The sequence below is a fragment of the Achromobacter sp. NPDC058515 genome (genome assembly GCF_042721735.1).
Taxonomy (GTDB): domain Bacteria; phylum Pseudomonadota; class Gammaproteobacteria; order Burkholderiales; family Burkholderiaceae_B; genus Achromobacter.
Window position 1 is genome coordinate 143,989 of record NZ_JBHXNI010000010.1, and the last position, 24,649, is coordinate 168,637.

The 24,649-nt window shown below is 65.1% G+C and carries 20 protein-coding genes; 7 read left to right on the forward strand and 13 right to left on the reverse strand.

The window, feature by feature from the left end:
* Nucleotides 1-129: 129 nt before the first annotated feature.
* Entirely contained in the window at nucleotides 130-1,443 is a 1,314-nt protein-coding gene (gene lplT, locus ACFWP0_RS18315) for a lysophospholipid transporter LplT (protein WP_377844355.1), read from the forward strand.
* Nucleotides 1,444-1,511: 68 nt separating this feature from the next.
* On the opposite strand, the gene ACFWP0_RS18320 is transcribed toward lplT, so the two are convergent.
* Both ACFWP0_RS18320 and tsaB read right to left on the reverse strand, forming a co-directional pair.
* Entirely contained in the window at nucleotides 1,512-2,453 is a 942-nt protein-coding gene (locus ACFWP0_RS18320) for a uracil-DNA glycosylase (protein WP_377844357.1), read from the reverse strand.
* Nucleotides 2,450-3,706, reverse strand: a complete 1,257-nt coding sequence (gene tsaB, locus ACFWP0_RS18325) for a tRNA (adenosine(37)-N6)-threonylcarbamoyltransferase complex dimerization subunit type 1 TsaB (RefSeq protein ID WP_377844360.1) — start codon at nucleotides 3,704-3,706, stop codon at nucleotides 2,450-2,452. Before tsaB ends, ACFWP0_RS18320 begins: the two co-directional genes overlap by 4 nt.
* Nucleotides 3,707-3,837: 131 nt before the next feature.
* Between tsaB and ompR the strand changes: the two genes are divergently transcribed.
* From ompR to ACFWP0_RS18345, 4 genes are all read left to right on the forward strand, one after another.
* Nucleotides 3,838-4,572, forward strand: coding sequence for a two-component system response regulator OmpR (gene ompR, locus ACFWP0_RS18330; protein ID WP_003813882.1), 735 nt, complete (start codon nucleotides 3,838-3,840; stop codon nucleotides 4,570-4,572).
* A gap of 34 nt (nucleotides 4,573-4,606) precedes the next feature.
* Nucleotides 4,607-6,001, forward strand: a complete 1,395-nt coding sequence (locus tag ACFWP0_RS18335; protein ID WP_377844555.1) for an ATP-binding protein — start codon at nucleotides 4,607-4,609, stop codon at nucleotides 5,999-6,001.
* A gap of 59 nt (nucleotides 6,002-6,060) precedes the next feature.
* The gene (locus tag ACFWP0_RS18340; protein ID WP_006217982.1) at nucleotides 6,061-6,609 is read left to right on the forward strand and encodes a peroxiredoxin; all 549 of its coding nucleotides are present in this window, start codon (nucleotides 6,061-6,063) and stop codon (nucleotides 6,607-6,609) included.
* A 74-nt stretch (nucleotides 6,610-6,683) separates the two neighbouring features.
* Nucleotides 6,684-7,202, forward strand: coding sequence for a carboxymuconolactone decarboxylase family protein (locus tag ACFWP0_RS18345; RefSeq protein ID WP_057284725.1), 519 nt, complete (start codon nucleotides 6,684-6,686; stop codon nucleotides 7,200-7,202).
* A gap of 68 nt (nucleotides 7,203-7,270) precedes the next feature.
* Here the strand turns inward: ACFWP0_RS18345 and ACFWP0_RS18350 are convergent, their stop codons facing one another.
* From ACFWP0_RS18350 to ispD, 3 genes are all read right to left on the reverse strand, one after another.
* A complete protein-coding gene (locus tag ACFWP0_RS18350) occupies nucleotides 7,271-9,265 on the reverse strand; it encodes a DUF4344 domain-containing metallopeptidase (protein WP_377844363.1) in 1,995 nt (664 codons plus the stop codon).
* A gap of 247 nt (nucleotides 9,266-9,512) precedes the next feature.
* Nucleotides 9,513-10,004: a 2-C-methyl-D-erythritol 2,4-cyclodiphosphate synthase gene (gene ispF / locus ACFWP0_RS18355; RefSeq protein WP_377844365.1), complete on the reverse strand. Its 492-nt coding sequence runs from the start codon at nucleotides 10,002-10,004 to the stop codon at nucleotides 9,513-9,515.
* Nucleotides 10,001-10,684 carry a 2-C-methyl-D-erythritol 4-phosphate cytidylyltransferase gene (gene ispD / locus ACFWP0_RS18360; protein ID WP_377844367.1) on the reverse strand — a complete coding sequence of 228 codons (684 nt, stop codon included), beginning with the start codon at nucleotides 10,682-10,684 and terminating at the stop codon, nucleotides 10,001-10,003. Before ispD ends, ispF begins: the two co-directional genes overlap by 4 nt.
* 29 nt (nucleotides 10,685-10,713) lie before the next feature.
* Here ispD and mfd point away from each other — a divergent pair, with 29 nt between their 5' ends.
* On the forward strand, nucleotides 10,714-14,196 hold the full coding sequence (gene mfd / locus ACFWP0_RS18365; RefSeq protein ID WP_377844368.1) for a transcription-repair coupling factor: 3,483 nt from the start codon (nucleotides 10,714-10,716) through the stop codon (nucleotides 14,194-14,196).
* A gap of 28 nt (nucleotides 14,197-14,224) precedes the next feature.
* Nucleotides 14,225-15,082 (forward strand): phosphoserine phosphatase SerB, encoded by an 858-nt coding sequence (serB, locus tag ACFWP0_RS18370; protein WP_377844370.1) that lies wholly within the window; start codon nucleotides 14,225-14,227, stop codon nucleotides 15,080-15,082.
* Between the two features lie 77 nt (nucleotides 15,083-15,159).
* Here the strand turns inward: serB and ACFWP0_RS18375 are convergent, their stop codons facing one another.
* The 8 genes from ACFWP0_RS18375 to nuoI form a co-directional block, all read right to left on the reverse strand.
* Entirely contained in the window at nucleotides 15,160-17,436 is a 2,277-nt protein-coding gene (locus ACFWP0_RS18375; RefSeq protein ID WP_377844371.1) for a TonB-dependent receptor, read from the reverse strand.
* Between the two features lie 346 nt (nucleotides 17,437-17,782).
* Nucleotides 17,783-18,112 carry a DUF2818 family protein gene (locus ACFWP0_RS18380; RefSeq protein WP_377844373.1) on the reverse strand — a complete coding sequence of 110 codons (330 nt, stop codon included), beginning with the start codon at nucleotides 18,110-18,112 and terminating at the stop codon, nucleotides 17,783-17,785.
* Nucleotides 18,113-18,128: 16 nt separating this feature from the next.
* On the reverse strand, nucleotides 18,129-19,613 hold the full coding sequence (gene nuoN, locus ACFWP0_RS18385; protein ID WP_377844375.1) for an NADH-quinone oxidoreductase subunit NuoN: 1,485 nt from the start codon (nucleotides 19,611-19,613) through the stop codon (nucleotides 18,129-18,131).
* Between the two features lie 9 nt (nucleotides 19,614-19,622).
* Nucleotides 19,623-21,125, reverse strand: a complete 1,503-nt coding sequence (locus ACFWP0_RS18390) for an NADH-quinone oxidoreductase subunit M (protein ID WP_377844378.1) — start codon at nucleotides 21,123-21,125, stop codon at nucleotides 19,623-19,625.
* A complete protein-coding gene (gene nuoL / locus ACFWP0_RS18395) occupies nucleotides 21,122-23,155 on the reverse strand; it encodes an NADH-quinone oxidoreductase subunit L (RefSeq protein WP_377844381.1) in 2,034 nt (677 codons plus the stop codon). Before nuoL ends, ACFWP0_RS18390 begins: the two co-directional genes overlap by 4 nt.
* Before the next feature lie 17 nt (nucleotides 23,156-23,172).
* A complete protein-coding gene (nuoK, locus tag ACFWP0_RS18400) occupies nucleotides 23,173-23,481 on the reverse strand; it encodes an NADH-quinone oxidoreductase subunit NuoK (RefSeq protein ID WP_377844383.1) in 309 nt (102 codons plus the stop codon).
* The gene (locus ACFWP0_RS18405) at nucleotides 23,478-24,131 is read right to left on the reverse strand and encodes an NADH-quinone oxidoreductase subunit J (RefSeq protein ID WP_377844385.1); all 654 of its coding nucleotides are present in this window, start codon (nucleotides 24,129-24,131) and stop codon (nucleotides 23,478-23,480) included. The genes nuoK and ACFWP0_RS18405 overlap by 4 nt, the downstream gene beginning before the upstream one ends.
* A gap of 17 nt (nucleotides 24,132-24,148) precedes the next feature.
* Nucleotides 24,149-24,637 (reverse strand): NADH-quinone oxidoreductase subunit NuoI, encoded by a 489-nt coding sequence (gene nuoI / locus ACFWP0_RS18410; RefSeq protein ID WP_377844386.1) that lies wholly within the window; start codon nucleotides 24,635-24,637, stop codon nucleotides 24,149-24,151.
* Between the last annotated feature and the right edge of the window lie 12 nt (nucleotides 24,638-24,649).

Genomic DNA, 24,649 nt, shown 5'->3' on the forward strand with positions numbered 1-24,649 from the left:
ACGGTCAACCCGCGGGCAAACGCGCAATGGCTCGCCTCAAGCGTCCGGCTATACTCCGTGACACTTTTTGGCACGACACATAATTTTCACGCGGACTGGCCGGACAGAGGCCAAAGAACGGGGACATTCTTGAAACGTGGTTTCTATCTGGTCATGGCCGCGCAGGCCTTCTCGTCATTGGCGGACAATGCGCTGTTCATTGCAGCGATCGCCTTGATACAGGAGCTGCACGGCCCCGACTGGTTGGCGCCCATGATGAAGTGGTCGTTCGCCCTGGCCTATGTCGTGCTGGCCGCATTTGTCGGCGCCCTGGCGGACTCTTTTCCCAAGGGCCGGGTGATGTTCTCCACCAACGCCCTGAAAGTCGCCGGCTGCATGCTGATGTTCTCGTACGCCAGCCTGGGCGTCGCCCCCCAATACCAGACCTACCTGATCTGCGCGGCCTATGCCGTGGTCGGCATCGGCGCCGCCGCCTACTCCCCCGCCAAGTACGGCATCGTCACCGAAATGCTGCCCCCGACCATGCTGGTCAAGGGCAACAGCTGGATCGAGGGCCTGACGGTCTTCTCCATCATCCTGGGCACGGTCCTGGGCGGGCTGCTCATTTCGTCGTCGGTGTCTTCCGCCCTGCTCAGCCACCCCCTGATCAGCAAGCTGGTGCATACGCCGGCCGAAGCCGCGATCCTCGTCATCGCCTTTGTGTATCTGCTGGCGGCGCTGTGCAACCTGATGATTCCGCGCACCCATGTGCGCTACCCGCCCCAGCAGAAGAACCCGGTCCGCCTCGTCCGCACCTTCTGGGGCTACGTCTGTGTGCTCTGGAAAGACAAGCTCGGCCAGATCTCGCTTGCCGTCACCACCCTGTTCTGGGGCGCTGGCGCCACACTGCAGCTCATCGTCATCGAATGGGGCCGCAGCCATCTGGGCTACCAGCTCGACAAGGCCTCGATGCTGATGGGCGTGGCCGCGCTGGGCACGGTGGTGGGATCGATCCTGGCGGGCCGCATCCCGCTGCGCCGCGCGCTGGCCGTGCTGCCGGTGGGCGCCGCCATGGGCCTGGTCGTGCTGCTGATGCCGCTGGTCTACCAGCCCTGGAGCGTCTATCTGCTGTTGCTGCTGACGGGCGGCCTGGCCGGCTTCTTCGTGGTGCCGATGAACGCGCTGCTGCAGCACCGCGGCCACGTGCTGCTGTCGGCCGGCCACTCCATCGCCGTGCAGAACTTCAATGAACAGCTCAACATCCTGCTGATGGTGGCGATGTACACCCTGCTGCTGTGGCTGGAGCTGCCGATCAACGTGATCATCGTGATCTTCGGCACCGTGGTCTTCGTGCTGATGGTGGTCTTCATGCGCTGGAGCAAGCGCAACATGCTGGCCAACCCCGACCTGCACGACCAGATCGGCCAGGAAGGCCATGGCCGCGCACTGGATTCATCGCACTAAGCGGTTGATATTCCAATAAAAAACCGGGCGCACGCCCGGTTTTTTATTGGCCGCCGCCCGGAGGGCGTTCAGAGCGTCCGGGAGGCCAGCTTCAGGTCCTGCCAGGCGCGCGCCTTCTCGGACGGACTGCGCAGCAGGTAGGCCGGGTGATAGCTCACGACCACGGGAATCTCGGCGCCCTCGTCCGTCTTCAGTTGATGGATGCGGCCGCGCAGGCTGCCGATGGTGGCGTCCGTGCCCAGCAATGTCTGGGCCGCGAACCGGCCCAGCACCAGGATGCGCTCGGGCTTGAGCAAGGCGATCTGCCTCATCAGGTATGGGCTGCAGGCCGCGATTTCCTCGGGCTTGGGATTCCGGTTGCCCGGCGGGCGGCATTTGATGACGTTGGTAATGAACACGTCGCGTTCGCGGCTCATGCCCACGGCCGACAGCATGGCGTCCAGCAACTGCCCGGAACGGCCCACGAAGGGCTGGCCCTGGCGGTCCTCTTGCTCGCCGGGCGCTTCGCCCACGACCAGCCAGCGCGTGGGCGAAGCGCCTTGGCCGAACACCGCGTGGCGCCGGCCCTGGCACAAGCCGCAGGCGGTGCACGCCACGACCTGTTCGGCCAGTTGCTCCAGATTGGAATTCTTGACCGCCTCGGCCACTGGGATGGGCGGCGGCTCGGCCGCCTTGGCCTCGGCCTTGGGCGCGGGGCGCGGCGGAGGGCCGCTGCGGTTCAGGATCGAAGCCGGCACGCCCGGACGCGCCGGCGCGGGCTCCGCCGCGGGGCCGGCGGCCGCCTGCGGCGCGGCGGGCGGCATCGGGGCCGGCGCCTCGGTCATCGCGGCGGGAGGCGGAACCGGCGCAGCCTGCCTGGAAACCTCGGCTGGCGGCGCGACCGCCGGGCGGGGGGCCGCAGGCGCGGGGCGCAGCCACAGCCGCTCCATGCCGATCTCGCGCAGCCAGATGCGCTGCAACGGGTTGATGCGCGGCGCGGAAGACGGCGGCGCGGCGTCGAGCGGGCTCATGCCGGCGCTCCCGTTGCGGTCTCAAAGCGCTTCTGCATGACCAGCGCGTCTTCCCGCCCGCCCTTCTCGGCGGGGTAATACGCCCGGCGCACGCCGATCTGAAGATAGCCGTGACGCTTGTAGAAGCTGACGGCCGACGTATTGGACGGCCGGACTTCGAGCAGCACGCCTTCCAGCCCGCGCTCGCGCGCCCGCTGTTCGCACCAGTCGAGGAGTTCGCCGCCCAGCCCCTGGCGATGCAGGTGTTTGGAGACGGCGATCACCAGCAGATGGGCCACGTCGGGCGCGAACATGACGATGCAGAACCCGGCCAGCTTCCCTTCGCGGCGCAAGGTCCAGGCGCCGTAGCCCGCCGCCAGGGCATCCGCGAAATTGCCGCGGGTCCAGGGGAACGACTGCACGTGGGCTTCCAGCGCCACCACTTCATCCAGATCCGCATCCGTCAGCGGCTGCGGGACCAGGGGAGCCAGCGAGGGCTGGGCGCGGGGGTTGCCGCCCTCGCCGCGCATGCGCTCGGCGGTGGTGAACGCCACCTTGTCGCGCACGTACAGCGGCGCGGCCAGTTCGGGCGCCACGGCTTCACCGCGCAGCCAGCCCTGGCGTGCCAGGCGGGCCACGCTGGCCGCCTCGGGACGCTGCGCGTCGGCCGCTCGGCGCCACTGCAGGGAGTGGGTCATGTCGGCGGCGTACGCATCCCAGGCGTCGCCGGCCAGCACCAGCCCCAGGGGCTGGGCGGCCTGGACCGACCAGACCGGCAGGTGATGGGCCGTCCACGGCACGACTTCGGCCGCCGCGATCAGCATGGGCGCTTGCAGGACTTCCCAGACAGGTTCATCCTTGGAACCGCCGGACCGGCGGTAAACCGCCAGGTAAACCTCATTCATGCGGGCGTCCAGCGCCACGACGATCGCCTCGCTCTGCGCGGCGGCCACCTGAGCCGCCACGGCCTGGTGCGAAACGATCGGCAACACCGGGATGCCCAGGCCCAGCCCCATGCCCTGGGCCACGCCGCAGGCCACGCGCAGGCCCGTGAAGCCGCCCGGCCCCTGGCCAAAGGCCACGGCATGCAGGGCGCCCGGCGCCAGGCCAGACTGCGCGAGCAGCTCGTTGGCCATGGGCAAGAGCCGTTCCGCATGCTCCTGGGACCCTTCGTGCTCCCTGGCACTGACCTCCAGACGGCCGTCGACCGCGCGCAAAAGGGCCACGCCACAACGGGACGAAGAGGTTTCCAGAGCCAGCAGGTTTAGTTCCATAGATGCAGATTGTACGAAATAAGCCAGCTTTGCCCCCGGTTGTAAGGGGGATTTCAACCAGGGTTCGCAATGTGTAATATCTTGTGAACGCCCACTAGCCGCTGGTTCTTGTCACTGTTACATTTCCGGCCATGAATACGCAAAACACCACCCCCACCCGAAAAATCCTCGTCGTCGACGATGATCCGCGCTTGCGCGATTTGCTGCGTCGGTATTTGTCCGAGCAGGGATTCAACGTTTTCGTCGCCGAAGACGCCAAAGAGATGGGCAAACTCTGGCAACGCGAGCATTTCGACCTGCTCGTGCTGGATCTGATGCTGCCCGGAGAAGATGGCCTATCCATCTGCCGCCGGCTGCGCGGTGGCCACGACAATACCCCCATCATCATGCTGACGGCCAAGGCGGAAGAAATCGACCGCATCGTCGGCCTGGAAATGGGTGCGGACGACTACCTGTCCAAGCCGTTCAACCCCCGGGAACTGCTGGCGCGCATCAATGCAATTCTGCGCCGCCGCGGCACCGAGGAGCATCCTGGCGCCCCCAGCCAGGAAAACGAATCCATCGCCTTCGGCCCCTACGTGCTGAACCTGTCCACCCGCACGCTCACGCGCAACGGCGAACAGGTGCCCATCACCACGGGTGAATTCTCGGTGCTCAAGGTGTTTGCGCGCCATCCGAAGATTCCTCTTTCGCGCGACAAGCTCATGGAATTGGCCCGCGGCCGCGAATACGAAGCCTTCGATCGCAGCCTCGACGTCCAGATCTCGCGCCTGCGCAAACTGATCGAACCCAATCCGTCCAAGCCCGTATTCATCCAGACCGTCTGGGGTCTCGGATACGTGTTCGTGCCGGACGGTGGTAGCTGATCGACTCGCCCGCCCCGGGCAGGAGCGCAGCGTCGTGCCGCGCCTGCGGAGAACATTCAGGAACCTGACATCGCGTCTGCGGCTCGGCTTGTTCGGCCGCACGTTCCTGTTGCTCGCCGCGCTGATGCTGGTCAGCCTGGGTGCGTGGCTACAAGTATTTTTCAGCATGGAGCTGGGACCGCGCGCCAATCAGATGGCGCAGCGGGTGATCACGGCCGTCAATATCACGCGCACCGCGCTGATCTACTCGCATAACGGCGAACGCAGCAAGCTCCTGCTGGACCTGGCCACCAACGAAGGCATCCAGGTCTACCCGCGCGAAGTCACCGACTTTGCCGAGGCCCTCCCCGACGACGACTACTGGCAACGCGTTGCCCAGCACATCCGCACGCGCTTCGGCCCGGAAACGCAGATTGCCTGGGGCGTGAACCAGGTGCCTGGCTTCTGGGTCAGCTTCCAGATAGAAAAAGACCTGTACTGGCTGGTCTTCGAGCGGGAGCAGATCGGGCTGACCGGCGGGATCGAATGGCTGGGCTGGGGCGCCACGGCGCTGCTGCTGTCCCTGGTGGGGGCCGCGGTCAGCGTGGGGTTCGTCAACCGGCCGCTGTCGCGGCTCGCCCGGGCCGCGCAGGTGCTGTCGCGCGGCGAAACGCCCGCCGCCCTGCCCGAGCAGGGGCCGCTGGAAATCCGCGATCTGAACGCATCCTTCAACCGCATGGCCAAGGACCTCAGGCAGGCTGAAGCCGACCGGGAACTGATGCTGGCCGGCATTTCGCACGACCTGCGCACGCCGCTTGCGCGCATGCGGCTGGAGATCGAGCTGAGCGGCGTTTCCGAAGACGCCCGCCAGGCCATCGACGAAGACCTGGGCCAGATTGACCACAGTATCGGCCAGCTGATGGAGTACGCCCGTCCCGCAGGCACGCTGCCGCAACTGGCGACCGATATCTCCGCCGTCCTGGCCGAACTCTACGAACGCGAGCGCAGCCATACCGCATCGCTCGGCGGAGACCTGGAGGCGTCGCTGGAACCCGGGCTGCGCGCCCGGATCACCGCGCTGGACCTCAAGCGCATCGTCAGCAACCTGATCGAAAACGCGCGCCGCTACGGCCGTTCCACGGACGGCATGGCGCATCTGGTCATGACGCTGCAAGCTGAAGGCAGCATGATCGTCATCGAGGTGTCCGACCGAGGTCCGGGCATCGCCCCCGAAGACGTGGACCGGCTGCTGCGGCCCTTCTCCCGGGGCGAAGCGGCGCGCACCGGCGTGAGCGGCGCGGGCCTGGGCCTGGCGATCGTGGAGCGCCTCCTCAAGCACGTCGGCGGCTCCTTGCGGATGCTGCCGCGCGAGGGCGGCGGCCTGACCGCGAGGATAGAGTTGCCCAAAGCCAAGTTTAGGAATTATCAATTAGACAACGATAATCCATAGCGTAGAATTTATGGTTTAAGGCACTGCCTTATCTCCACCAACAACTACTGGGAGTACACATGAAAACTGTTGGCGACAAACTCGAGCCCTTCAAGGTCACCGGCGTAAAGCCCGGCTTCAACCAGCACGAAGAAAACGGCGTGTCGGCGTTTGAAGACATCACCGAAAGCTCGTTCCCCGGCAAGTGGAAGGTGATTTACTTCTACCCGAAAGACTTCACGTTTGTTTGCCCGACCGAAATCGTCGGCTTCAACAAGCTGGCCAAGGACTTCGAAGACCGCGACGCCGTCCTGCTGGGCGGCTCGACCGACAACGAATTCGTCAAGCTGGCATGGCGTCGTGAGCACCCGGACCTGAACAAGCTGGGTCACTACCAATTCGGCGACACCACCGGCGCCCTGATCGACCAGCTGGGCGTCCGCGAAAAGGGTGCTGGCGTTGCGCTGCGCGCCACCTTCATCGTTGACCCGGACAACACGATCCAGCACGTTTCGGTGAACAACCTGAACGTCGGCCGTAATCCGGAAGAAGTTCTGCGTCTGCTCGACGGTCTGCAAACCGACGAGCTGTGCCCGTGCAACCGTACGGTTGGCGGCGCCACGCTGTAATTTCCAGCCCGGTCCGGGGCCTGTCCGCAGGCCCCGCGCCGGGCTTTAACTGCTCTAGATTATAGGTAAAAACTATGGAATTTCTTACGACCATTAAGGAACAGCTCCCGGATTGGGCCAAGGACATCCGCCTGAATCTGGACGCCGTGATCGCCCGCTCGACCCTGGCCCCTGAAGATGCCGTGGGCGCCGCGCTGTCCGCCGCCTACGCCGCGCGCAGCCCGGTGCTGGTGGAAGCCTTCAAGAGCGGCCTGTCAGAAGGCGACGCCAACGCGGCGCTGACCGCCTCGGCCCTCATGGGCATGAACAACACCTGGTATCCCTACGTGGAAATGACCGGCGACGCCCAATTGAAGAGCCTGCCGGCCCAGTTGCGCATGAACGCCTACGCCACCCATGGCGGCGTGGAGAAAAAGCGCTTCGAACTGTTCGCCCTGGTGGCTTCCATCATCGGCAAGTGCCATTTCTGCGTGGCCTCGCACTACGAGAACCTGAAGAACGACGGCCTGTCGACCGAACAGCTGCGCGACGCCGGCCGTATCGCCTCGGTCGTCAACGCCGCCGCGCTGGCGCTGGCTGCCCAAGGCAAGTAAGCCCGCCCGACGGCAATAAAAAAACCCGCCTGTCGCGCACAGGCGGTTTTTTTTGCTTTGAACGGCGCTCAGTCCTTGGCCGCCTTGACCGGCGAGGTCGGCAGGCCGTTTGCGACCCAGGCTTCGATGCCGCCGCGATACCAATAGGCCGACCAGCCCAGCATCCCCGCGCGCAATGCCGCGTTGTAGGACGAGCGGTCGTTCATGCCGCCCCCTAAGAACACGACGGGGGCTTTCCGGTCGCCCCCGGCTTTCTTTTGCAGCCAGGCATCAAGCGCGCCCTGCAATTGGTCAGTGACGCTGCCATCCGAACCGGCATCGCTCAGCGGATAGGCGATCGGCAGCGTTTCCCGCAGCCCGCTGGTATCGATGATGAGGATGTTCTTGTCGTTCGTGATCAGCTTGACCAGGTCCGGCGTCGTTATCACCTGGGCCCGGGTGTGCCTGTTGGGCGTGGGGCCCTTGTACGGCGCGGAAAACAGCATGTTCGTCGCCGGCACGCCGCTGTCCTTCAGCTCATCGAAGGCGCCGCTGGGCAAGGGGGGCATGCCCTGCCCGGCAGGCGGCTGTTGACGGGGCGGCGTCGCGGGAGCACCTTCCTTTGCGACGACTTCCCCGCCCACGGTTCCCGTTTCAATGTCCGAAATCATCACCGCGATGTTCTCGATCAGCTCATAGCACATGGTGATCGCGCCTTCGCGCGGGCTGTACCAGGCATTGAGCTGTCCGCAGTCCTTGAAAACCACGTTCACCGGCCGGGGCAGCACATAGGTTTCCCCAAGCAGCTTGATGTTGTTCGTGATCGCGTCGGAAAGATTGTTCGCAAAAAGATTGCCGATCTTGCGCTTCGAGGGCTCGAAGACCACATTGACCGGGGCGCCGGGGGCGCCGACCGGCTGCTGGCCATCGGGTGTCCACGGGCCTACGCGGGTGTGCGGCGCCAGAATCCTGCGCCAGGCGCGGTTCTGCTTCTGGAATTCGTCCGTGCAGCGCGCCTTGGTCCGGTCTTCAAAGCCTACATGCTTGGCCACCGGCTCAAAAACACTGGGGTTGCCGCCATACATGATGCACAGCATGTTGCGGAAGCGCTTGAGATCGCCCGTGTGCTCGTCCTGCCAGGCGGACGTCGCGGAAGCCCCCTTCCGTTCAGCCAGCTTGCCGCTGTAGTACCACTGCAAGGCGGCGTAGGTCGCGGCCTCGCGAGCCATGACATTCAAGTCCTTGTCGTTCGTGGGATACATCGTCGGCTCGACGATCTGCAAGGCCGAGTAGATATCGACCGCGTCTTCCTCGGCGCCCGTCGAGGGCAGTTCCAGCTCGCCGATCAGCGCATGCCCGAATTCATGCATGAAAATGCTGCGCATGATCCCGATGTAGACCCCGACGATGCGCAGGGTATCGCCACCAAATCGGGGGTAAGGACCGGCTCCCGGCAGGCCGGAGGTGTTGCTGGACGGTGCCGGTGCCGGCGTCGCCGACGGAGCCGGGGCAGGCGCTTGCGGCTTCTGCTGCGCCCCCGCCCCGCCGCTGCCGCCGCGCGCCGGCAGGCCGCCGGATTGCGGGCTGGCGTCGGATTGCTTGGGATTCAGATTGGAATTGATCGCAAAATCGGCAATGCCGAAGGTGCCTTCGTCGTAAGCCATGATGCCGATCTGGGAACCCAGCGCGGGCACGTTCTCGACGTCGCCGATTTTCTGGCCATTCACGAGAAACCGGGCGGCGCCCGGCACTTCCACCACTTTGATGCGGTCGGAGCCATCCAGCTTTGCGACATTGGGGACCGAGGCGATATCGGTGCGTTTGTCGCCCTCGAGGCAAAAGAGCAGCGTGTTCTTGCCCGCCGTGATTTCAAGCAGGCACAGGCTATTGCGCGCGTGGTTGTTCAGGGCCACGCCGATGGAAGCCTTCGGGCTCTTTGAACTGACGACCACGTTGACGTCGGTGATGCGGCCCGTGTCCGGCGCAGGCCCGACATTCAAGTAAAGGGTCTGCTCGCCGCCAGGCACCTCGCTATTGCGCAATGTGAACCAGCCGTCCTGCACGCCCGCAGTCCACCCTTTCAACAGCTGCTGCCGGACAGTGCCTGCGAGCGGGCCGAGCTGCTGTTCGTATTCAGCATGCGCGGGTGAACCAAATGCAGCAAGCAAGACCAGCAGCCCCACGCCACGTAAATACATCTGAATGTCCCTAATTAGTCAGATTTGAGTGGGCGCAGAGTATTCCAGATCAAACCGATCCGCTTATTCATTTGTTAAAGATGTATTGCAAAGTAAATGCCGGGCCGCCCGCAGCGGGCGCCGGCATTGGCTTTCAGGAGCCCGCGCGCGCCAGCAGGGCCACGACGGTGGCCGCGATGCCTTCCTTGCGGCCCAGGTAGCCCAGGCCCTCGTTGGTCTTGGCCTTGATGTTGACCTCGGTCTCGGCCAGCCCGGTATCCGCGGCGATGTTCTTCACCATGGCCGGCGCATGCGGCCCGATCTTGGGCGCCTGCGCATGCAAGGTGGCGTCGATATTGACCGGCGTCCAGCCAGCCTTGCGGACCCGCGCCATCGCTTCGCGCAGCAGCACGCGGCTGTCGGCGCCCTTGAAGGCGGGATCGGTGTCGGGGAAATGCCGGCCGATATCGCCCAAGCCGGCCGCGCCCAGCAGCGCGTCGGTGATCGCGTGCAGCAGCACGTCCGCATCGGAATGCCCCAGCAGCCCATGGGTGTGGGGAATCGTGACCCCGCCGATGATCAGCGGCCGGCCTTCGACCAGTGCGTGCACGTCAAAGCCCTGGCCGACGCGGAAAGGAATGCTCATAGCCATTTTTCCATCAGTTCAAAATCATCCGGCCACGTCACCTTGAAATTGCGCATGGCGCCCGGGACCAGCAATGGCGCATAGCCGGCCGCCTCGATGGCCGAGGCCTCGTCGGTGACGGCAACGCCATTCACGGAGGCCGCCGTCAGCGCATCGCGCAGCACGCCGGCCCGAAACATCTGCGGCGTCTGCGCCAGCCACAAGCCATTGCGGTCCAGCGTGCGCTCCACCCGCGCATGGCCGGCCTTGACCGTATCGGCCACCGCCAGGGCCAGCAGGCCGCCCACGGGATCCGCCAGGCAGGCGTCTATCAGGCGGCCCAGCGCGGCGGCGGGCAGGCCCGGGCGCGCCGCGTCGTGCACCAGCACCCAGGCGTCGTCGTCCACGCCGCTGTCGGCCAGCGCGCCGGCCACGGTATCGGCGCGCGTGGCGCCGCCGCAAGCCCGCCACACGGTGCGGGGCAGGCCGGCCAGCGCCGCGTCCACCCAGCCGTCGCCGGGCGTCACGGCCACCCGCACCTGGGTCACCCGTTCATCCGCCAGCAAGGCGCATACGGCGTGGCGCAGCATGGGCTGTCCATTGAGTGGACGATACTGTTTGGGAACGGCTTCGTGCCCGGGCCGGCTGGCGCGGGCCCCGACACCCGCAGCGGGCACGATCGCGATGATTGAGTCAGACATGGTGCGGTGATTTTATAATCTTCCGCTTGATGTCCGCTTCCAGCCTGATGCCCTCCCCCTCCGCCTCCGCCACTGCCGCGCCTCCCGTCCCCGCGACGGCCCCTACCCTGTCCGCGCTGAAGCCCGGCGCGCGCTATGCGCAGCCCCGGCCTCCGGGCTCGGGCGACGCCTGGCTGCTGGCGGACCTGGCGCGCCAGGCCAAAGCGCCGCTGGTCATCCTGACGGCCGAGCCGCTGGAGGCCCAGCGGCTGGCGGAAGAGATCCAGCTGTTTGCCCCCGGCTTGCGCGTGCGCCAGCTGCCCGACTGGGAAACGCTGCCCTACGACGCCTTCTCGCCGCACCAGGACCTGATCTCCGAGCGCCTGCACACGCTGCATTCGCTGATGACGAAAACGGTGGACGTGCTGACTGTGCCCATCACAACGGCGCTGTACCGGCTGGCCCCGCCCTCGTTCCTGGCCGCCTACACCTTTTCGTTCAAGCAGAAGGACAGGCTGAACGAGGCCGCCCTGCGCGCCCAACTGACCCTGGCCAACTACAACCACGTCACCCAGGTGACGGCGCCGGGCGAATTCTGCCTGCGCGGGGGGCTGATCGACCTGTTCCCCATGGGGTCGGTGGTGCCGTACCGCCTGGACCTGTTCGACGACGAGATCGAAACCATCCGCAGCTTCGACGTGGATACCCAACGCAGCCTGTATCCGGTGCGCGAAGTCCAGCTCCTGCCCGGCCGCGAGTTTCCGATGGACGAGGACTCGCGCACACGCTTTCGCGCCCGCTTTCGCGAGATCTTCGAAGGCGATCCGTCGCGCGCGCTGCCCTACAAGGACATCGGCAACGGCATTCCGTTTGCCGGCGTCGAATACTATCTGCCGCTCTTCTTCGAAGAAACGGCCACCTTGTTCGACTACCTGACCGAGGGCACGGTCACGGTCACCGTCGGCGACATCGATGATGCGATCCAGCGCTTCAACCAGGACACGTCCAGCCGCTACAGCTTCCTGAAGAGCGACCGCGAACGGCCGGTCCTGCCGCCGTCCGCCTTGTTCCTGGACAACGAATCCCTCTACGCCCGGCTCAAGGAATTCCGCCGCCTGTCGCTGGCCGCGGGCCAGCCGCATCCCGACTTCCGCGCCGCGCCCGACGTCAGCGTGGCGCGCCGCTCCGAAGACCCCATCGCCAAGCTGCGCGCGCTGGTGCAGACCGGCCAGACCCGCGTGCTGCTGTGCGCCGACTCGGCGGGCCGCCGCGAAACGCTGGTGCAGATGCTGAACGAATTCGGCGTCACCCCGGACGCGCAGCCGGACACCATCGAAGCCTTCCTGGATTCGGACGCGCACTTCGGCATCGTCGCCGCGGCGCTGGGCACCGGTTTCGAGCTGCCCGCCGCCAACCTGGCCTTCCTGACCGAAAACGACCTGTATCCGGGGATGGCCGGCGCCGGCCGGCGCGGCAAGCGCGCCCAGGAACGCGCCAGCAACGTCGAAGCCATGGTGCGCGACCTGTCCGAGCTGCGCGCCGGCGACCCCGTCGTGCACGCGCAGCACGGGATCGGCCGCTATCACGGCCTGGTCAACATGGACATGGGCGAAGGCGAGATGGAATTCCTCCATCTTGAATACGCCAACGGCAGCACCCTGTACGTGCCGGTGTCGCAGCTGCATGTGATCGCCCGCTACAGCGGCGCCGATCCGGAGGCCGCGCCGCTGCACCAGCTGGGTTCGGGCCAGTGGGACAAGGCCCGCCGCAAGGCGGCCAGGCAGGTCCGCGACACCGCCGCCGAACTGCTGGCGCTCTATGCGCAGCGCGCGGCGCGCGAGGGCTTCGCCTTCAACCTGCCGTTAAACGACTACGAGGCGTTCGCCGAGGGCTTTGGCTTCGAGGAAACCGCCGACCAGGCCGCCGCCATCGAAGCCGTGATCGGCGACATGACCTCGGGCCGCCCGATGGACCGCCTGGTCTGCGGCGACGTGGGCTTCGGCAAGACCGAAGTGGCGCTGCGCGCCGCCTTCCTGGCCGTGGCCAACGGCAAGCAGGTCGCCCTGCTGTGCCCCACCACGCTGCTGGCCGAGCAGCACGCGCAGACCTTCTCCGACCGCTTCGCGGACTGGCCGGTGCGCGTCGTGGAACTGTCGCGCTTTCGCTCGCCCAAGGAAGTGGCGGCCGCCATCGAAGGCATCAACGACGGCCGGGTCGACATCGTCATCGGCACCCACAAGATCCTGTCCAAGGACGTCAAGTTCAAGCGCCTGGGCCTGGTGGTCATCGACGAGGAGCACCGCTTCGGCGTGCGCCAGAAGGAAGCGCTCAAGGCGCTGCGGGCCGAGGTCGACGTGCTGACGCTCACGGCCACCCCCATCCCGCGCACGCTGGGCATGTCGCTGGAAGGCATCCGCGATTTCTCCGTCATCGCCACCGCGCCTCAGAAGCGCCTGGCCATCAAGACCTTTGTGCGGCGCGAGGACGGCAGCACCTTGCGCGAAGCCCTGCTGCGCGAGCTCAAGCGCGGCGGCCAGTGCTACTTCCTGCACAACGAAGTCGAGACCATCCACAACCGCCGGGCCCGCCTCGAAGAGCTGGTGCCCGAGGCGCGCATCGCCGTGGCGCACGGCCAGATGCCCGAGCGCGAACTGGAACAGGTGATGAAGGGCTTCTACCAGCAGCGCTACAACGTGCTGCTGTGCACCACCATCATCGAAACCGGCATCGACGTGCCCAGCGCCAACACCATCGTGATCCACCGGGCGGACCGCTTCGGGCTGGCCCAGCTGCACCAGCTGCGCGGGCGGGTCGGGCGTTCCCACCACCAGGCCTACGCCTACCTGCTGACGCCGGGCGAGGACGCCATCACGAACAACGCCAAGAAGCGCCTGGAGGCCATCCAGGCCATGGAGGAACTGGGCTCGGGCTTCTACCTGGCCATGCACGACCTGGAGATCCGGGGCACGGGCGAGGTGCTGGGGGATTCGCAGTCCGGCAACATCCAGGAAGTGGGCTTCTCGATGTACAACGAGATGCTCAACGAGGCCGTCCGCGCGCTGCGCGCCGGCGAAGAGCCCGACCTGGACGCGCCCTTCAACCTGGCCTGCGAGGTCAACCTGCATGCCCCGGCGCTGCTGCCTTCCGGCTATTGCGCCGACGTGCATGCGCGCCTGGGCATCTACAAGCGCCTGGCCCACGCCGCCGACGAAGACGACCTGATCCGCATCCAGGAAGAACTGATCGACCGCTTCGGCAAGCTGCCCGAGGCCGCGCAGACGCTGCTCGCCACGCATCGCCTGCGCCTGGCCGCCCAGCCCCTGGGCATCGTCAAGATCGATGCCAGCGAAACGCAGGCGTTGCTGCAATTCGGCCCCAAGACCGTGGTCGACCCCGCCCGTATCATCGAACTCGTGCAACGCCAACGCCACATCAAGCTCGCCGGACAGGATAAATTGCGAGTTGAGATCAAGGCGGCGCAGATCCCCGCCCGCGCCGACGCCGTGCGCGCCGTCCTGCGCGCCCTGAAGTAATCCACGCCACCCTTTCCTACCCCCCCTTATGACTACCCATCACCTTGTCGTCCAATCCCCCGGCCTCGTCATCGAACACGCGGAGCAGCTGGCCGCGCTGGCGCAGGCCCAGGGCGTGGCGCGCATCAGCAATACCGCCGCCCGCCTGCTCGACGTGCAGCATGACGCCGCGACCCGCGCCGAAGTCGTGGCCTGGGCCGAAAGCCGCGGCGTCGACGCCGCCTTCGTGCCCGCGGGCCTGAAGCTGGCGGACTGCAAGGTGCTGGCCATGGACATGGACTCCACCCTGATCAACATCGAGTGCATCGACGAGATCGCGGGCGTGGTCGGCGTGAAGGACAAGGTGTCGGAAATCACCGAGGCCGCCATGCGCGGCGAGATCAAGGATTTCGCCGAAAGCCTGCGGCGGCGGGTCGCGCTGCTCAAGGGCGCGCCGGCCGAGGCGCTGGAACAGGTCTACACGGAAAAGCTGCGCCTGAACCCCGGCGCCGAGCGCCTGATCGCCACCGCGCAGTCGGCCGGCATCAAGGTGCTGCTGGTTTCGGGCGGCTTCACCTTTTTCACGGACCGCCTGCGCGCACGCCTGAAGCTCGACAGCGCGCACGCCAACACGCTGGAGATCGCCAACGGCGTGCTGACCGGACAAGTGGTGGGCGACATCCTGGACGCCGACGCCAAGGCGGCCTACCTGCGCGAGTTCGCGCGCGCGCACGGCGCGGCGCAGAACCAGATCATCGCCATGGGCGACGGCGCCAACGACCTGAAGATGCTGGCCGCGGCGGGCTTCCCGGTGGCCTATCACGCCAAGCCGCTGGTGCGCCAGCAGACGCGCTACGCGCTGAACGTCTCCGGGCTGGACGGCGTGCTGAACTGGTTCGAAAGCTGACCGCAGCTTCCGGCCGGCGGCCGGGCCAATTGAAAAAGCCACCTCGCGGTGGCTTTTTCATTGCCGCGACGGGCGGATCAGTACCGCACGCGCAGGGACAGCAGCGCCGCCCGGCCCGTGCCCAGCGCCGCATAGTGCGCGGCGTAGGCCTTGGTGTAGTAGGTTTCGTCGAAGATGTTCAGCACGTTCAGCTGCGCCGAGATGTGCTCGCTGAATTCGTAGCCCGCCATGGCGTCGAAGCGCCAGTACGAAGGCACCCAGCGCGCCTTGGGCGTGCCGTCGGCATTACTGGTGGCGTCCGAATTGCCGTACACCTTGTCCACGTAGTAGGCGCCGCCGCCCACCGTCAGCTTGGGCAGCACCTTGTAGGTGGTCCACAGGCTGAAGGCGTTGCGCGGCGTGTTGGGCAGGTCCTGGCCCACGGCGCCGCTGTTGTAGGCGCCCTTGGTCATTTCGCTGTCCATGAAGGTGTAGCCGCCGAACACGTTCCACTTGGGCGTGATGCTGCCCGAGAAGCCCAGTTCGATGCCGCGCACCTTCGCTTCGCCCACCTGCGCCACTTCGGTCGCGGACACGGCCACGCTCGTGTTCTTGCGGGTGTCATGGAATGCAGCCGCCGACAGCGTCAGCTTGTCGTCCAGGATCTGCCACTTGGTTCCCACTTCCACCGTGCGGCTCTTTTCCGGCTCGAGGGACGAGTTCGAGATCGAAGTGGCATCGCTGACGGCGCTGGAGGCGATCGCCGACGGCGTCGAGGAGGTGCCGTAGGTGGCGTAGATCGTGCCGTTAGGCGCCGGCTTGTAAGCCAGGCCGACCTGGTAGTTGAACAGGCTGTCTTCGCGGCTGGTGCTGTAGAACGCCGGCACGCTGGCCGGATCGTTGCGGCCGCGCGCGATGTTGCTGCCGCTGGTGCGGTAGTTGTCCCAGCGGGCGCCCAGGCTGGCCTGCCACTGCTCGTTGAACTTGATGGTGTCGAAGCCGTAAATCGCCACCGTGTCCGTGTTGTAGCGGGCGGGGTTGTTGTTGCGGTCCAGGCTTCCCGGGTAATCGGTCCCCGGGTCCGGGTCCCACAGCGAGGCGCAAAGCGCCGGGTTCGCGTAGACGTTCCTGCCGTTCGACGTGCCCGTCACGCAGTTGCTGCCGCCCGCCGGCACGCCTTTTTCGGTGTAGCCGTCCTTGTCCTGCTTGATATTGCTGTACTCGAAGCCCAGGTCGAACGAGTGCTTCAGGCTGCCGGTCTCGAATTCGCCCGTCAGGTCCGTCTGGTTCGCAAAGCTCTTGGTGACGTAGTAGCCCGACTTGAGCGAACGATAGACCAGGCCATTGGGCACATTGCCTCTGCTGTCGTCGGGGTTCGTCGCCGCGAAGTCCGTCGTGCCGCGGCCATAGCGGATCACGTTGCGCAACTGCAGCTTGTCCGAGAAGTCGTGCTGGAAGTCGGCAGTCACAACGTCGTCGCGCGTCTTCATGAAGTCGCGGCCCGTCAGGCCATAGAAGGCCTTGCGGCTCACGCCCATCGTCTCCGTCACCGGCTGGCCCGTCTTCGGGTCATACGGAATGGAGTAGTCGGGCATGCTGTCGTCTTGGTAGTGGTAGTAGCTCAGAGTGATGCGCGTGGGCGTGCCCACGCCCAGCATCAGCGACGGCGCCACGCCCCAGCGCTCGAAATCCACGGCGTCGTCGCGGCCGGGCACGTCGCCCTTGTTGCCCATGACGTTCAGCCGGAATGCCGCCTTCTCCGCAAGGCGCCAGTTGCTGTCGATCGTGGCGCGGTAGTTGTTGTCCGTGCCGATCTGCGCGGTGGCTTCGGTGAAGTCGGTCGCCTTGGGGGCCTTGCTGACCATATTGATGCTGCCGCCCGCGCCGCCGCGGCCCGAATACACCGAGTCCGGCCCCTTGATGATCTCCACCTGTTCCAGATTGAACGTGTCGCGCACCTGGGTGCTCGAATCGCGGATGCCGTCCAGGAAAATGCTGCCCGCGGAATTCTGGCCGCGGATGATCGGGAGATCCCCGCCCGGCCGGCCGCCCTCGCCCGCGCCGAACGTGATGCCCGGGGAGTTGCGCAGCACGTCCTGCAGGGACGACGCGGCCTGATCCTGGATCACCTGCCTGGGCACGACCTGCACGGTGCGCGGCGTATCCAGCAGCGGCGCCGTCATCTTGGGCGACGGCACGGTCGACGTCTGGTATGGGGAACCCTCTCCCTCCACACGCACCGGAGACAGTTGCGTCACGCCCGCATCGGTGGACTGGGCTGAGGCATAGGGGCTGATGAACAGCGCGGGCGCAGCGATGGCTGCGGCGAGGGACGTGGTAAGCGTATTCAGTGAATACGAGTCTTGGGGCTTCAAACCGGCTTCTCCAGAATGTAAATAGCAACGATTCTTGTTTTTTTCACGTTTGCGATTGTGATCATTCCGGCTGAACCAGACCTGAATACAGGAGTGGAATTCATCTAAAAGATGAAAAAAACAACACCTGTTAACGGATTTTCGTCATATATAGGGGCATATAACGGAACTTGGCGACGCAGAAGTTACGGGCAAGCACCGGGTTTTGCACCCGATTACGCGGCTGACCGCCAGCCTGAAAAACAGCTAGAACGGCCTGCAAGGCGTTCCCATGCCGAGTTGACGCATATCCATGGACGGATAAAAAAAACGCCCCTGACGGGGCGTTTATGGCTTTGGCGGGCCTTCAGGCGCGCAAGCGAGGGTGGCGCTTGAACAAATACCGGTACACGAAACCCGGATAAGCCAGCACCAGGTACAGGCTGAGCGTGATCGCGTAGAACTCCCAGGTCTGGGCAAAGCGATTGCCCAGCGCGGATTCAAACGCGAATCCCAGCGCGCCGACGATCGCGTAGAACACCAGCACCTCGATCAGGCGCATCCAGAACGGCTTGACCGCCGCCGCCCCGCCCTGCTTCCAGGGCACGACGGCGAATACCCGCTCGGTCAGGAAGGGAAGGTTCGCGCTGACGAGCGCCAGCGCGATCAACAGCCATACCGCCAGGGTCTGGTTCATGGCTGCTATCCGTCCCTTACAGGCTCAGCGAAGACTTGATGGCCTGGACGCACAGGGCCATCAGCCCGCCCGGCAGCAGGCCCAGCAGCAGGATCAGGGCGCCATTGACCGACAGCACGCCGCGCTGCGCGGCGGTGGCGACCATGGGCGCGGCATCGGCCGCCGGCTCATCGAAGTACACGACCTTGACGACTCGCAGGTAGTAGAACGCGCCGATCAGCGAGAACATCACCGCGATCACGGCCAGCGTGACATGGCCGGCGCTGATCAGGGCCTGCAACACGGCCAGCTTGGCATAGAAGCCCACCAGCGGCGGAATGCCGGCCAGCGAGAACATCAGCAGCAGCACGATGGCGGCATGCCACGGGCTGCGGCGGTTCAGGCCCTTCAGGTCGTCGATGTGCTCGCACTCGAAGCCCTGGCGCGACAGCAGCAGCACGATGCCGAAGCTGGCGAGCGTGGTCAGCACGTAGGTCAGCATGTAGAACAGCGACGCGCCGTAGGCGGCGGAAGACAGCTCCGGCTTGCCGGCGACCGCGCCCGACATCAGGCCCAGGAGCACGAAGCCCATGTGCGAGATGGTCGAATAGGCCAGCATGCGCTTGAAGTTGCTCTGCGCGATGGCGGTCAGGTTGCCGATGGCCAGCGACAGCACCGCCAGGATCATCAGCATCGGCTGCCAGTCGGCGGCCAGGCCGTGCAGGCTGTCGACCAGCAGGCGCAGCGTGATGGCGAAGGCCGCCAGCTTGGGCGCGCCGCCCAGGATCAGCGTGACCGCGGTCGGCGAACCCTGATAGACGTCCGGCACCCACATGTGGAACGGCACGGCGCCCAGCTTGAACGCAAGACCCGACACCAGGAACACGATGCCGAACACCAGCGCCATTTTCTCGGCGCGGCCGGCGGCGATCACCTTGGACACTTCGGTCAGGTCCAGGTGGCCCGTGGCGCCGTAGATCATCGACATGCCGTACAACAGGAAGCCCGAGGCCAGCGCGCCCAGCACGAAGTACTTCATGGCGGCTTCGGTGGCCACGACGTTGTCGCGGCGCAGCGCGATCAGCGCATACAGCGCCAGCGACATCAGCTCCAGGCCCAGGTAGATCGAGATCAGGTTCCCGGAGGAGATCATGACCATCTGGCCCAGCAGGGCGAACAGCGTCAGGACGTAGAGTTCGCCGCCCTTGAGCATGTCGCGCACTTGCGCATAGACGCGGCCGTAGACCAGCGTCACCGCCACCGCGATATAGGACGCGATCTTCAGCAGATGCGACAGGTCGTCGGTGACGTACAGGCCGTTGAAGGTCGAGCCCGCAACGCCGTTCTTCCACTGCACGGCCGACACGACGGTCAGCACGCCCAGGGCAAGCATGGTCAGCAGAAACGTCGGCTTGCGCTCAGGGTGATTGCTGACCGCGTCGACGAGCAGGATAGCCAGGCCAAAAATCAGCAGAAGGATTTCCGGCGTCGCCAGGGCGAAATCGATTTGGGATTGCATCATTGTCTTGTCTTACAGTTTCGAGACGGCAACGTGTTGCAGCAGGGCTTCCACCGACACGTGCATCACGTCGGTAAAGGGCTTGGGATAGATCCCCATGTACAACACGGCGATCGCCATCACGCCAAGAATCACAAATTCGCGGCGGTTGATATCGGTCAGCTCGCGCACATGGTCATTGGCCACGTCGCCCAGGACCACGCGCTTGACCATCCACAGCGAATACGCAGCGCCCAGGATCAGGGCGGTAGCCGCCAGCAGGCCGATCCAGAAGTTGTGCTGGACCGCGCCCATGATCACCATGAATTCGCCGACGAAACCGCTGGTGGCCGGCAGGCCGCTGTTGGCCATCGAGAACAGGATGAAGAACGTGGCGAAGCGCGGCATCACGTTGACCACGCCGCCGTAGTCGGCGATGCGGCGCGAGTGCATGCGGTCATAGAGTACGCCGATGCACATGAACATGGCGCCCGACACGAAGCCGTGGGAGATCATCTGCACGATGGCGCCTTCGACGCCGGCCGTGTTGAAGATGAAGAAGCCCAGCGTCACGAAGCCCATGTGGGCAACCGACGAATAGGCCACCAGCTTCTTCATGTCGTCCTGGACGATCGCGACCAGGCCGATGTAGATCACGGCGATCAAGGACAGCGTGATCATCATGCCGGCCAGGCTGTGCGAGGCGTCGGGCGCGATCGGCAGCGAGAAGCGCAGGAAACCGTAGGCGCCCAGCTTCAGCATGATGGCCGCCAGCACGATGGAGCCGCCCGTGGGCGCTTCCACGTGAGCGTCCGGCAACCACGTGTGGACCGGCCACATCGGGACCTTGACCGCGAAAGCCGCCAGCAGCGCCACGAAGATCAGGATCTGCGGCGTGTAGCCCAGCTTGGTCTGCTGCCACGTCAGGATGTCGAACGAACCGCCCGAGGCGTGCCACAGGTAGATGAACGCCACCAGCGTCAGGAGCGAGCCCATCAGCGTGTACAGGAAGAACTTGAACGCCGCGTACACGCGGTTCCCGCCGCCCCAGACCCCGATGATGATGTACATCGGGATCAGCGTGGCTTCGAAGAACACGTAGAACAGCATGCCGTCCAGCGCGCAGAACACGCCCACCATCAGACCCGAGAGGATCAGGAAGGCGGCCATGTATTGCGCGACGCGGCTGGTGATGACTTCCCAGCCTGCCAGCACCACGATGATGGTGATGAACGCGGTCAGGAGGACGAACCACATCGAGATGCCGTCGATGCCCAGGTGGTAATTGACGTTGAAGGCCTCGATCCAGGGGGCCTTCTCCACGAACTGCATGGCGGCCGTGGAGGAGTCGAAACTGGTGTAGAGCGGGATCGTGACGAGGAAACCGACGATTGCGCCGACGAGCGACAGGCCGCGCGTCAGGCCGGGACGGTCGTCACGGCCCACCGCCAGCACCAGCAGGCCGAACACGATCGGAACAAAGATCGCAAGCGTGAGCCAGGGGAAAGTGTTGGATGCCATCTCGCTTGCCATCATTGGGGAATCAGCACAAAGAAAGTCACCAGCGCCATGACGCCGATAATCATCGCGAACGCATAGTGATAAATGAAGCCGGACTGGAGGTGGCGGCTGACCGCTGCCACCCAGCCCACCACGCGGGCGCTACCGTTGATCAGGAAGCCGTCGATGATGCCGCGGTCGCCGGTCTGCCACAGGCCGTGGCCCAGGCAGCGCATGCCGCGCGCAATGATCTGCTCGTTGACCCAGTCCACGTAGTACTTGTTTTCAAGCACCTTGTTCACGAACGACAGGCGGGACTTGATCGCGGCCGGAACCTTCGGGTTGATCAGGTAGCAATACCAGGCGATGACGCCGCCGGCCACCACCAGCCAGAACGGCAGGGTGCGGAAGGCGTGCAGGCCATAGGCCACCCAGCCGTGCCATTCCTCGCTCAGGACGTGCATGGCGGGATGCTGCAGCGGCAGCACCTTGATGGCGCCGTCGAAGAACTTGCCGAACAGCATCGGGTCGACCGCCCAGGCGCCGATCAGCACCGACGGGATCGCCAGCAGCACCAGCGGCAGCGTAACCACCCAGGGCGACTCATGCGGCTTGCCGCCGTGATGGCCGTGGTCGTCATGGCCATGGTCGTCGTGGCCGTGCGCATCATGGCCGTGGCCATGGTCGCTGGTATCGAAGCGCTCCTTGCCGTGGAAGACCAGGAAGTACACGCGGAACGAGTACAGCGAGGTCACGAACACGCCGATCAGCACGGCGTAGTAGGCAAAGCTTGCGCCCCAGACATTCGCGTGGCCGGCGGCCTCGATGATGTTTTCCTTCGAGTAGAAACCCGAGAAGAACGGCGTGCCGACGAGCGCCAGGGTGCCCAGCAGGAAGGTGATCCAGGTGATGGGCATGTACTTGCGCAGGCCGCCCATGTTGCGAATGTCCTGGTCATGGTGCATGCCGATGATGACCGAACCCGCGCCCAGAAACAGCAGGGCCTTGAAGAACGCATGGGTCATCAGGTGGAAAATCGCCACCGAGTAGGCCGACGCGCCCAGCGCCACCGTCATGTAGCCCAGCTGCGACAGCGTGGAGTACGCGACGACGCGCTTGATGTCGGTCTGGATGATGCCGAGGATGCCGAGGAACAGCGCGCCGATGGCGCCGATCACGATGATGAACGACAGCGCCACGTCCGACAGCTCGAACAGCGGCGAGAAGCGCGCAACCATGAAGATGCCGGCCGTCACCATGGTGGCGGCGTGGATCAGGGCGGAGATCGGGGTCGGGCCTTCCATCGAGTCGGGCAGCCAGGCGTGCAGCGGAACCTGGGCCGATTTGCCCATGGCGCCGATGAACAGGCAAATGCAGGCGACAGTCAGCAGCATCCAGTCCGAACCCGGCAGCGTCATCGCGGCCAGCTTGTCGGCTTGGGCGAAGACTTCACCGTAGTGCATCGTGCCGGCGTAGGCGAACAGCAGGCCGATGCCCAGCACGAAGCCGAAGTCGCCGACGCGGTTGATCACGAACGCCTTCATGTTGGCGAAGATTGCCGTGGGGCGCGTGTACCAGAATCCGATCAGCAGGTACGACACCAGGCCCACCGCTTCCCAGCCGAAGAACAGTTGCACCATGTTGTTCGACATCACCAGCATCAGCATGGAAAACGTGAACAGCGAGATGTACGAGAAGAAGCGCTGATAGCCGGGATCATCCGCCATGTAGCCGATGGTGTAGATGTGCACCATCAGCGACACGGAGGTCACCACGACCATCATCATGGCCGACAGCGGATCGATCAGGAAGCCGATTTCCAGCTTGGTCTGGCCGATCAGGCTCCAGGTATAGACCGCGCCGTCAAAGCGCAGGCCGTTGAGCACGTCGGCCAGCACCACCACCGAACCGATGGTGGAGATGAGCACGCCCAGAATGGTGATGACGTGGGAGGCGCGGCGGCCGATCGGACGGCCGAGGAACCCGGTGCCGAAGAGGCCCGCAAGAATTGCTCCGGCCAGCGGCGCCAGCGCGATGAGCAGGTAGAGATTGGGTGAGCTAGACATTTTCTTCCAATACCCCGTCAGCCCTTCAGGCGATCGAGTTCGTCAACGTTGATCGTGTTCAGGTTGCGGAACAGCAGCACCAGGATGGCCAGGCCGATCGCCGCTTCAGCGGCGGCCACGGTCAGGATGAAGAACACGAACACCTGGCCGGAGGTGTCGCCGAACCAGCTGGAGAACGCCACGAAATTCATGTTGACGGCCAGGAGCACGAGCTCGATGGACATCAGGAGAATGATCAGGTTGCGGCGGTTCAGGAAGATGCCGAAGATCCCGATGGCGAACAGGATCGCCCCGAGGATCAGGTAGTGGGCCAGCGTCAGCGTCATTCTTTTTCTCCTTGGGGCGCGGCAACGCCGTTCGAAGCGTCGCGCTTGGCCTGGGCGCGCTCGCTCTGGGCGGGCATGCTCACCATGCGGAAGCGGTCCTTCGAGCGCACGCGCACGGCGGCGACCGGGTCGTTGTACTTCACGTCGCGGCGGCGGCGCAGGGTCAGCGCGATCGCGGCGACCATGCCCACCAGCAGCAGCGCGGCGCCGACTTCAACCGCGTAGATGTACTGCGTGTACATCGCCTCGCCCAAGGCGCGGGCGTTGTTGTAGTCGCTGGGGACCGGCGCGGGCGGACCGGCGCCGTACCAGATGGAGCCCAGCACGAAGGACACTTCCAGCACCAGCACCAGACCGATCACCAGGCCCAGGGGCAGGTAGGTCTTCATGCCCAGCCGCAGGGCGTCCATGCGGATGTCCAGCATCATCACGACGAAGAGGAAGAGCACCATCACGGCGCCCACGTACACCAGCACCAGCAGGAGCGCGAGGAACTCGGCGCCAAGCAGCATCCACAGCATGGCCGCGTTGGCGAAGGCAAGGATCAGGTGCAGGACTGCGGTGACCGCGCTGCGGGCGGTGATCACGCGGAACGCCGCGATCACCAGCACGGCGGCCAGTATGTAAAAAAGGACAGTGGTAAAAGTCATGGATCAGACCCTGGGCTTCAACGGTAAGGAGCGTCTTCGGCCCGGCGGCGGGCGATGTCGGCTTCGTAGCGGTCGCCCACGGCGAGCAGCATGTCTTTGGTGAAATACAGGTCGCCGCGCTTTTCGCCGTGGTATTCGTGGATATGCGTTTCCACGATGGAGTCCACGGGGCAGCTTTCCTCACAGAAGCCGCAGAAAATGCACTTGGTCAGGTCGATGTCGTAGCGCGTGGTGCGGCGGGTGCCGTCCTCGCGCTGGTCCGACTCGATCGTGATCGCCAGCGCCGGGCACACGGCTTCGCAAAGCTTGCACGCGATGCAGCGCTCTTCCCCGTTGGGATAGCGGCGCAACGCATGCAGGCCACGAAAACGCGGCGACGTCGGCGTCTTTTCCTGCGGATAGCGCAAGGTGACCTTGCGCTTGAAAAAATACTTGCCCGTCAGGCGCATGCCCTTGAGCAATTCGGTCAGCATCAGACTGCCGAAAAAATCCTTGATCGCTTCCATATCCTGCCTCTG

Bases quoted from the DNA above. Each gene is read 5' to 3' on its own strand.
- ispF (WP_377844365.1), bottom strand. From the start codon at position 10,004: ATGAGCATTCCTTTCCGCGTCGGCCAGGGCTTTGACGTGCACGCACTG.
- ACFWP0_RS18380 (WP_377844373.1), bottom strand. From the start codon at position 18,112: ATGAACCAGACCCTGGCGGTATGGCTGTTGATCGCGCTGGCGCTCGTC.
- nuoL (WP_377844381.1), bottom strand. From the start codon at position 23,155: ATGTCTAGCTCACCCAATCTCTACCTGCTCATCGCGCTGGCGCCGCTG.
- serB (WP_377844370.1), top strand. From the start codon at position 14,225: ATGACTACCCATCACCTTGTCGTCCAATCCCCCGGCCTCGTCATCGAA.
- ACFWP0_RS18340 (WP_006217982.1), top strand. From the start codon at position 6,061: ATGAAAACTGTTGGCGACAAACTCGAGCCCTTCAAGGTCACCGGCGTA.
- nuoN (WP_377844375.1), bottom strand. From the start codon at position 19,613: ATGATGCAATCCCAAATCGATTTCGCCCTGGCGACGCCGGAAATCCTT.
- nuoI (WP_377844386.1), bottom strand. From the start codon at position 24,637: ATGGAAGCGATCAAGGATTTTTTCGGCAGTCTGATGCTGACCGAATTG.
- ACFWP0_RS18345 (WP_057284725.1), top strand. From the start codon at position 6,684: ATGGAATTTCTTACGACCATTAAGGAACAGCTCCCGGATTGGGCCAAG.
- ACFWP0_RS18405 (WP_377844385.1), bottom strand. From the start codon at position 24,131: ATGACTTTTACCACTGTCCTTTTTTACATACTGGCCGCCGTGCTGGTG.
- ompR (WP_003813882.1), top strand. From the start codon at position 3,838: ATGAATACGCAAAACACCACCCCCACCCGAAAAATCCTCGTCGTCGAC.
- tsaB (WP_377844360.1), bottom strand. From the start codon at position 3,706: ATGGAACTAAACCTGCTGGCTCTGGAAACCTCTTCGTCCCGTTGTGGC.
- ACFWP0_RS18320 (WP_377844357.1), bottom strand. From the start codon at position 2,453: ATGAGCCCGCTCGACGCCGCGCCGCCGTCTTCCGCGCCGCGCATCAAC.
- ispD (WP_377844367.1), bottom strand. From the start codon at position 10,684: ATGTCTGACTCAATCATCGCGATCGTGCCCGCTGCGGGTGTCGGGGCC.
- nuoK (WP_377844383.1), bottom strand. From the start codon at position 23,481: ATGACGCTGACGCTGGCCCACTACCTGATCCTCGGGGCGATCCTGTTC.
- ACFWP0_RS18390 (WP_377844378.1), bottom strand. From the start codon at position 21,125: ATGATGGCAAGCGAGATGGCATCCAACACTTTCCCCTGGCTCACGCTT.
- mfd (WP_377844368.1), top strand. From the start codon at position 10,714: ATGTCCGCTTCCAGCCTGATGCCCTCCCCCTCCGCCTCCGCCACTGCC.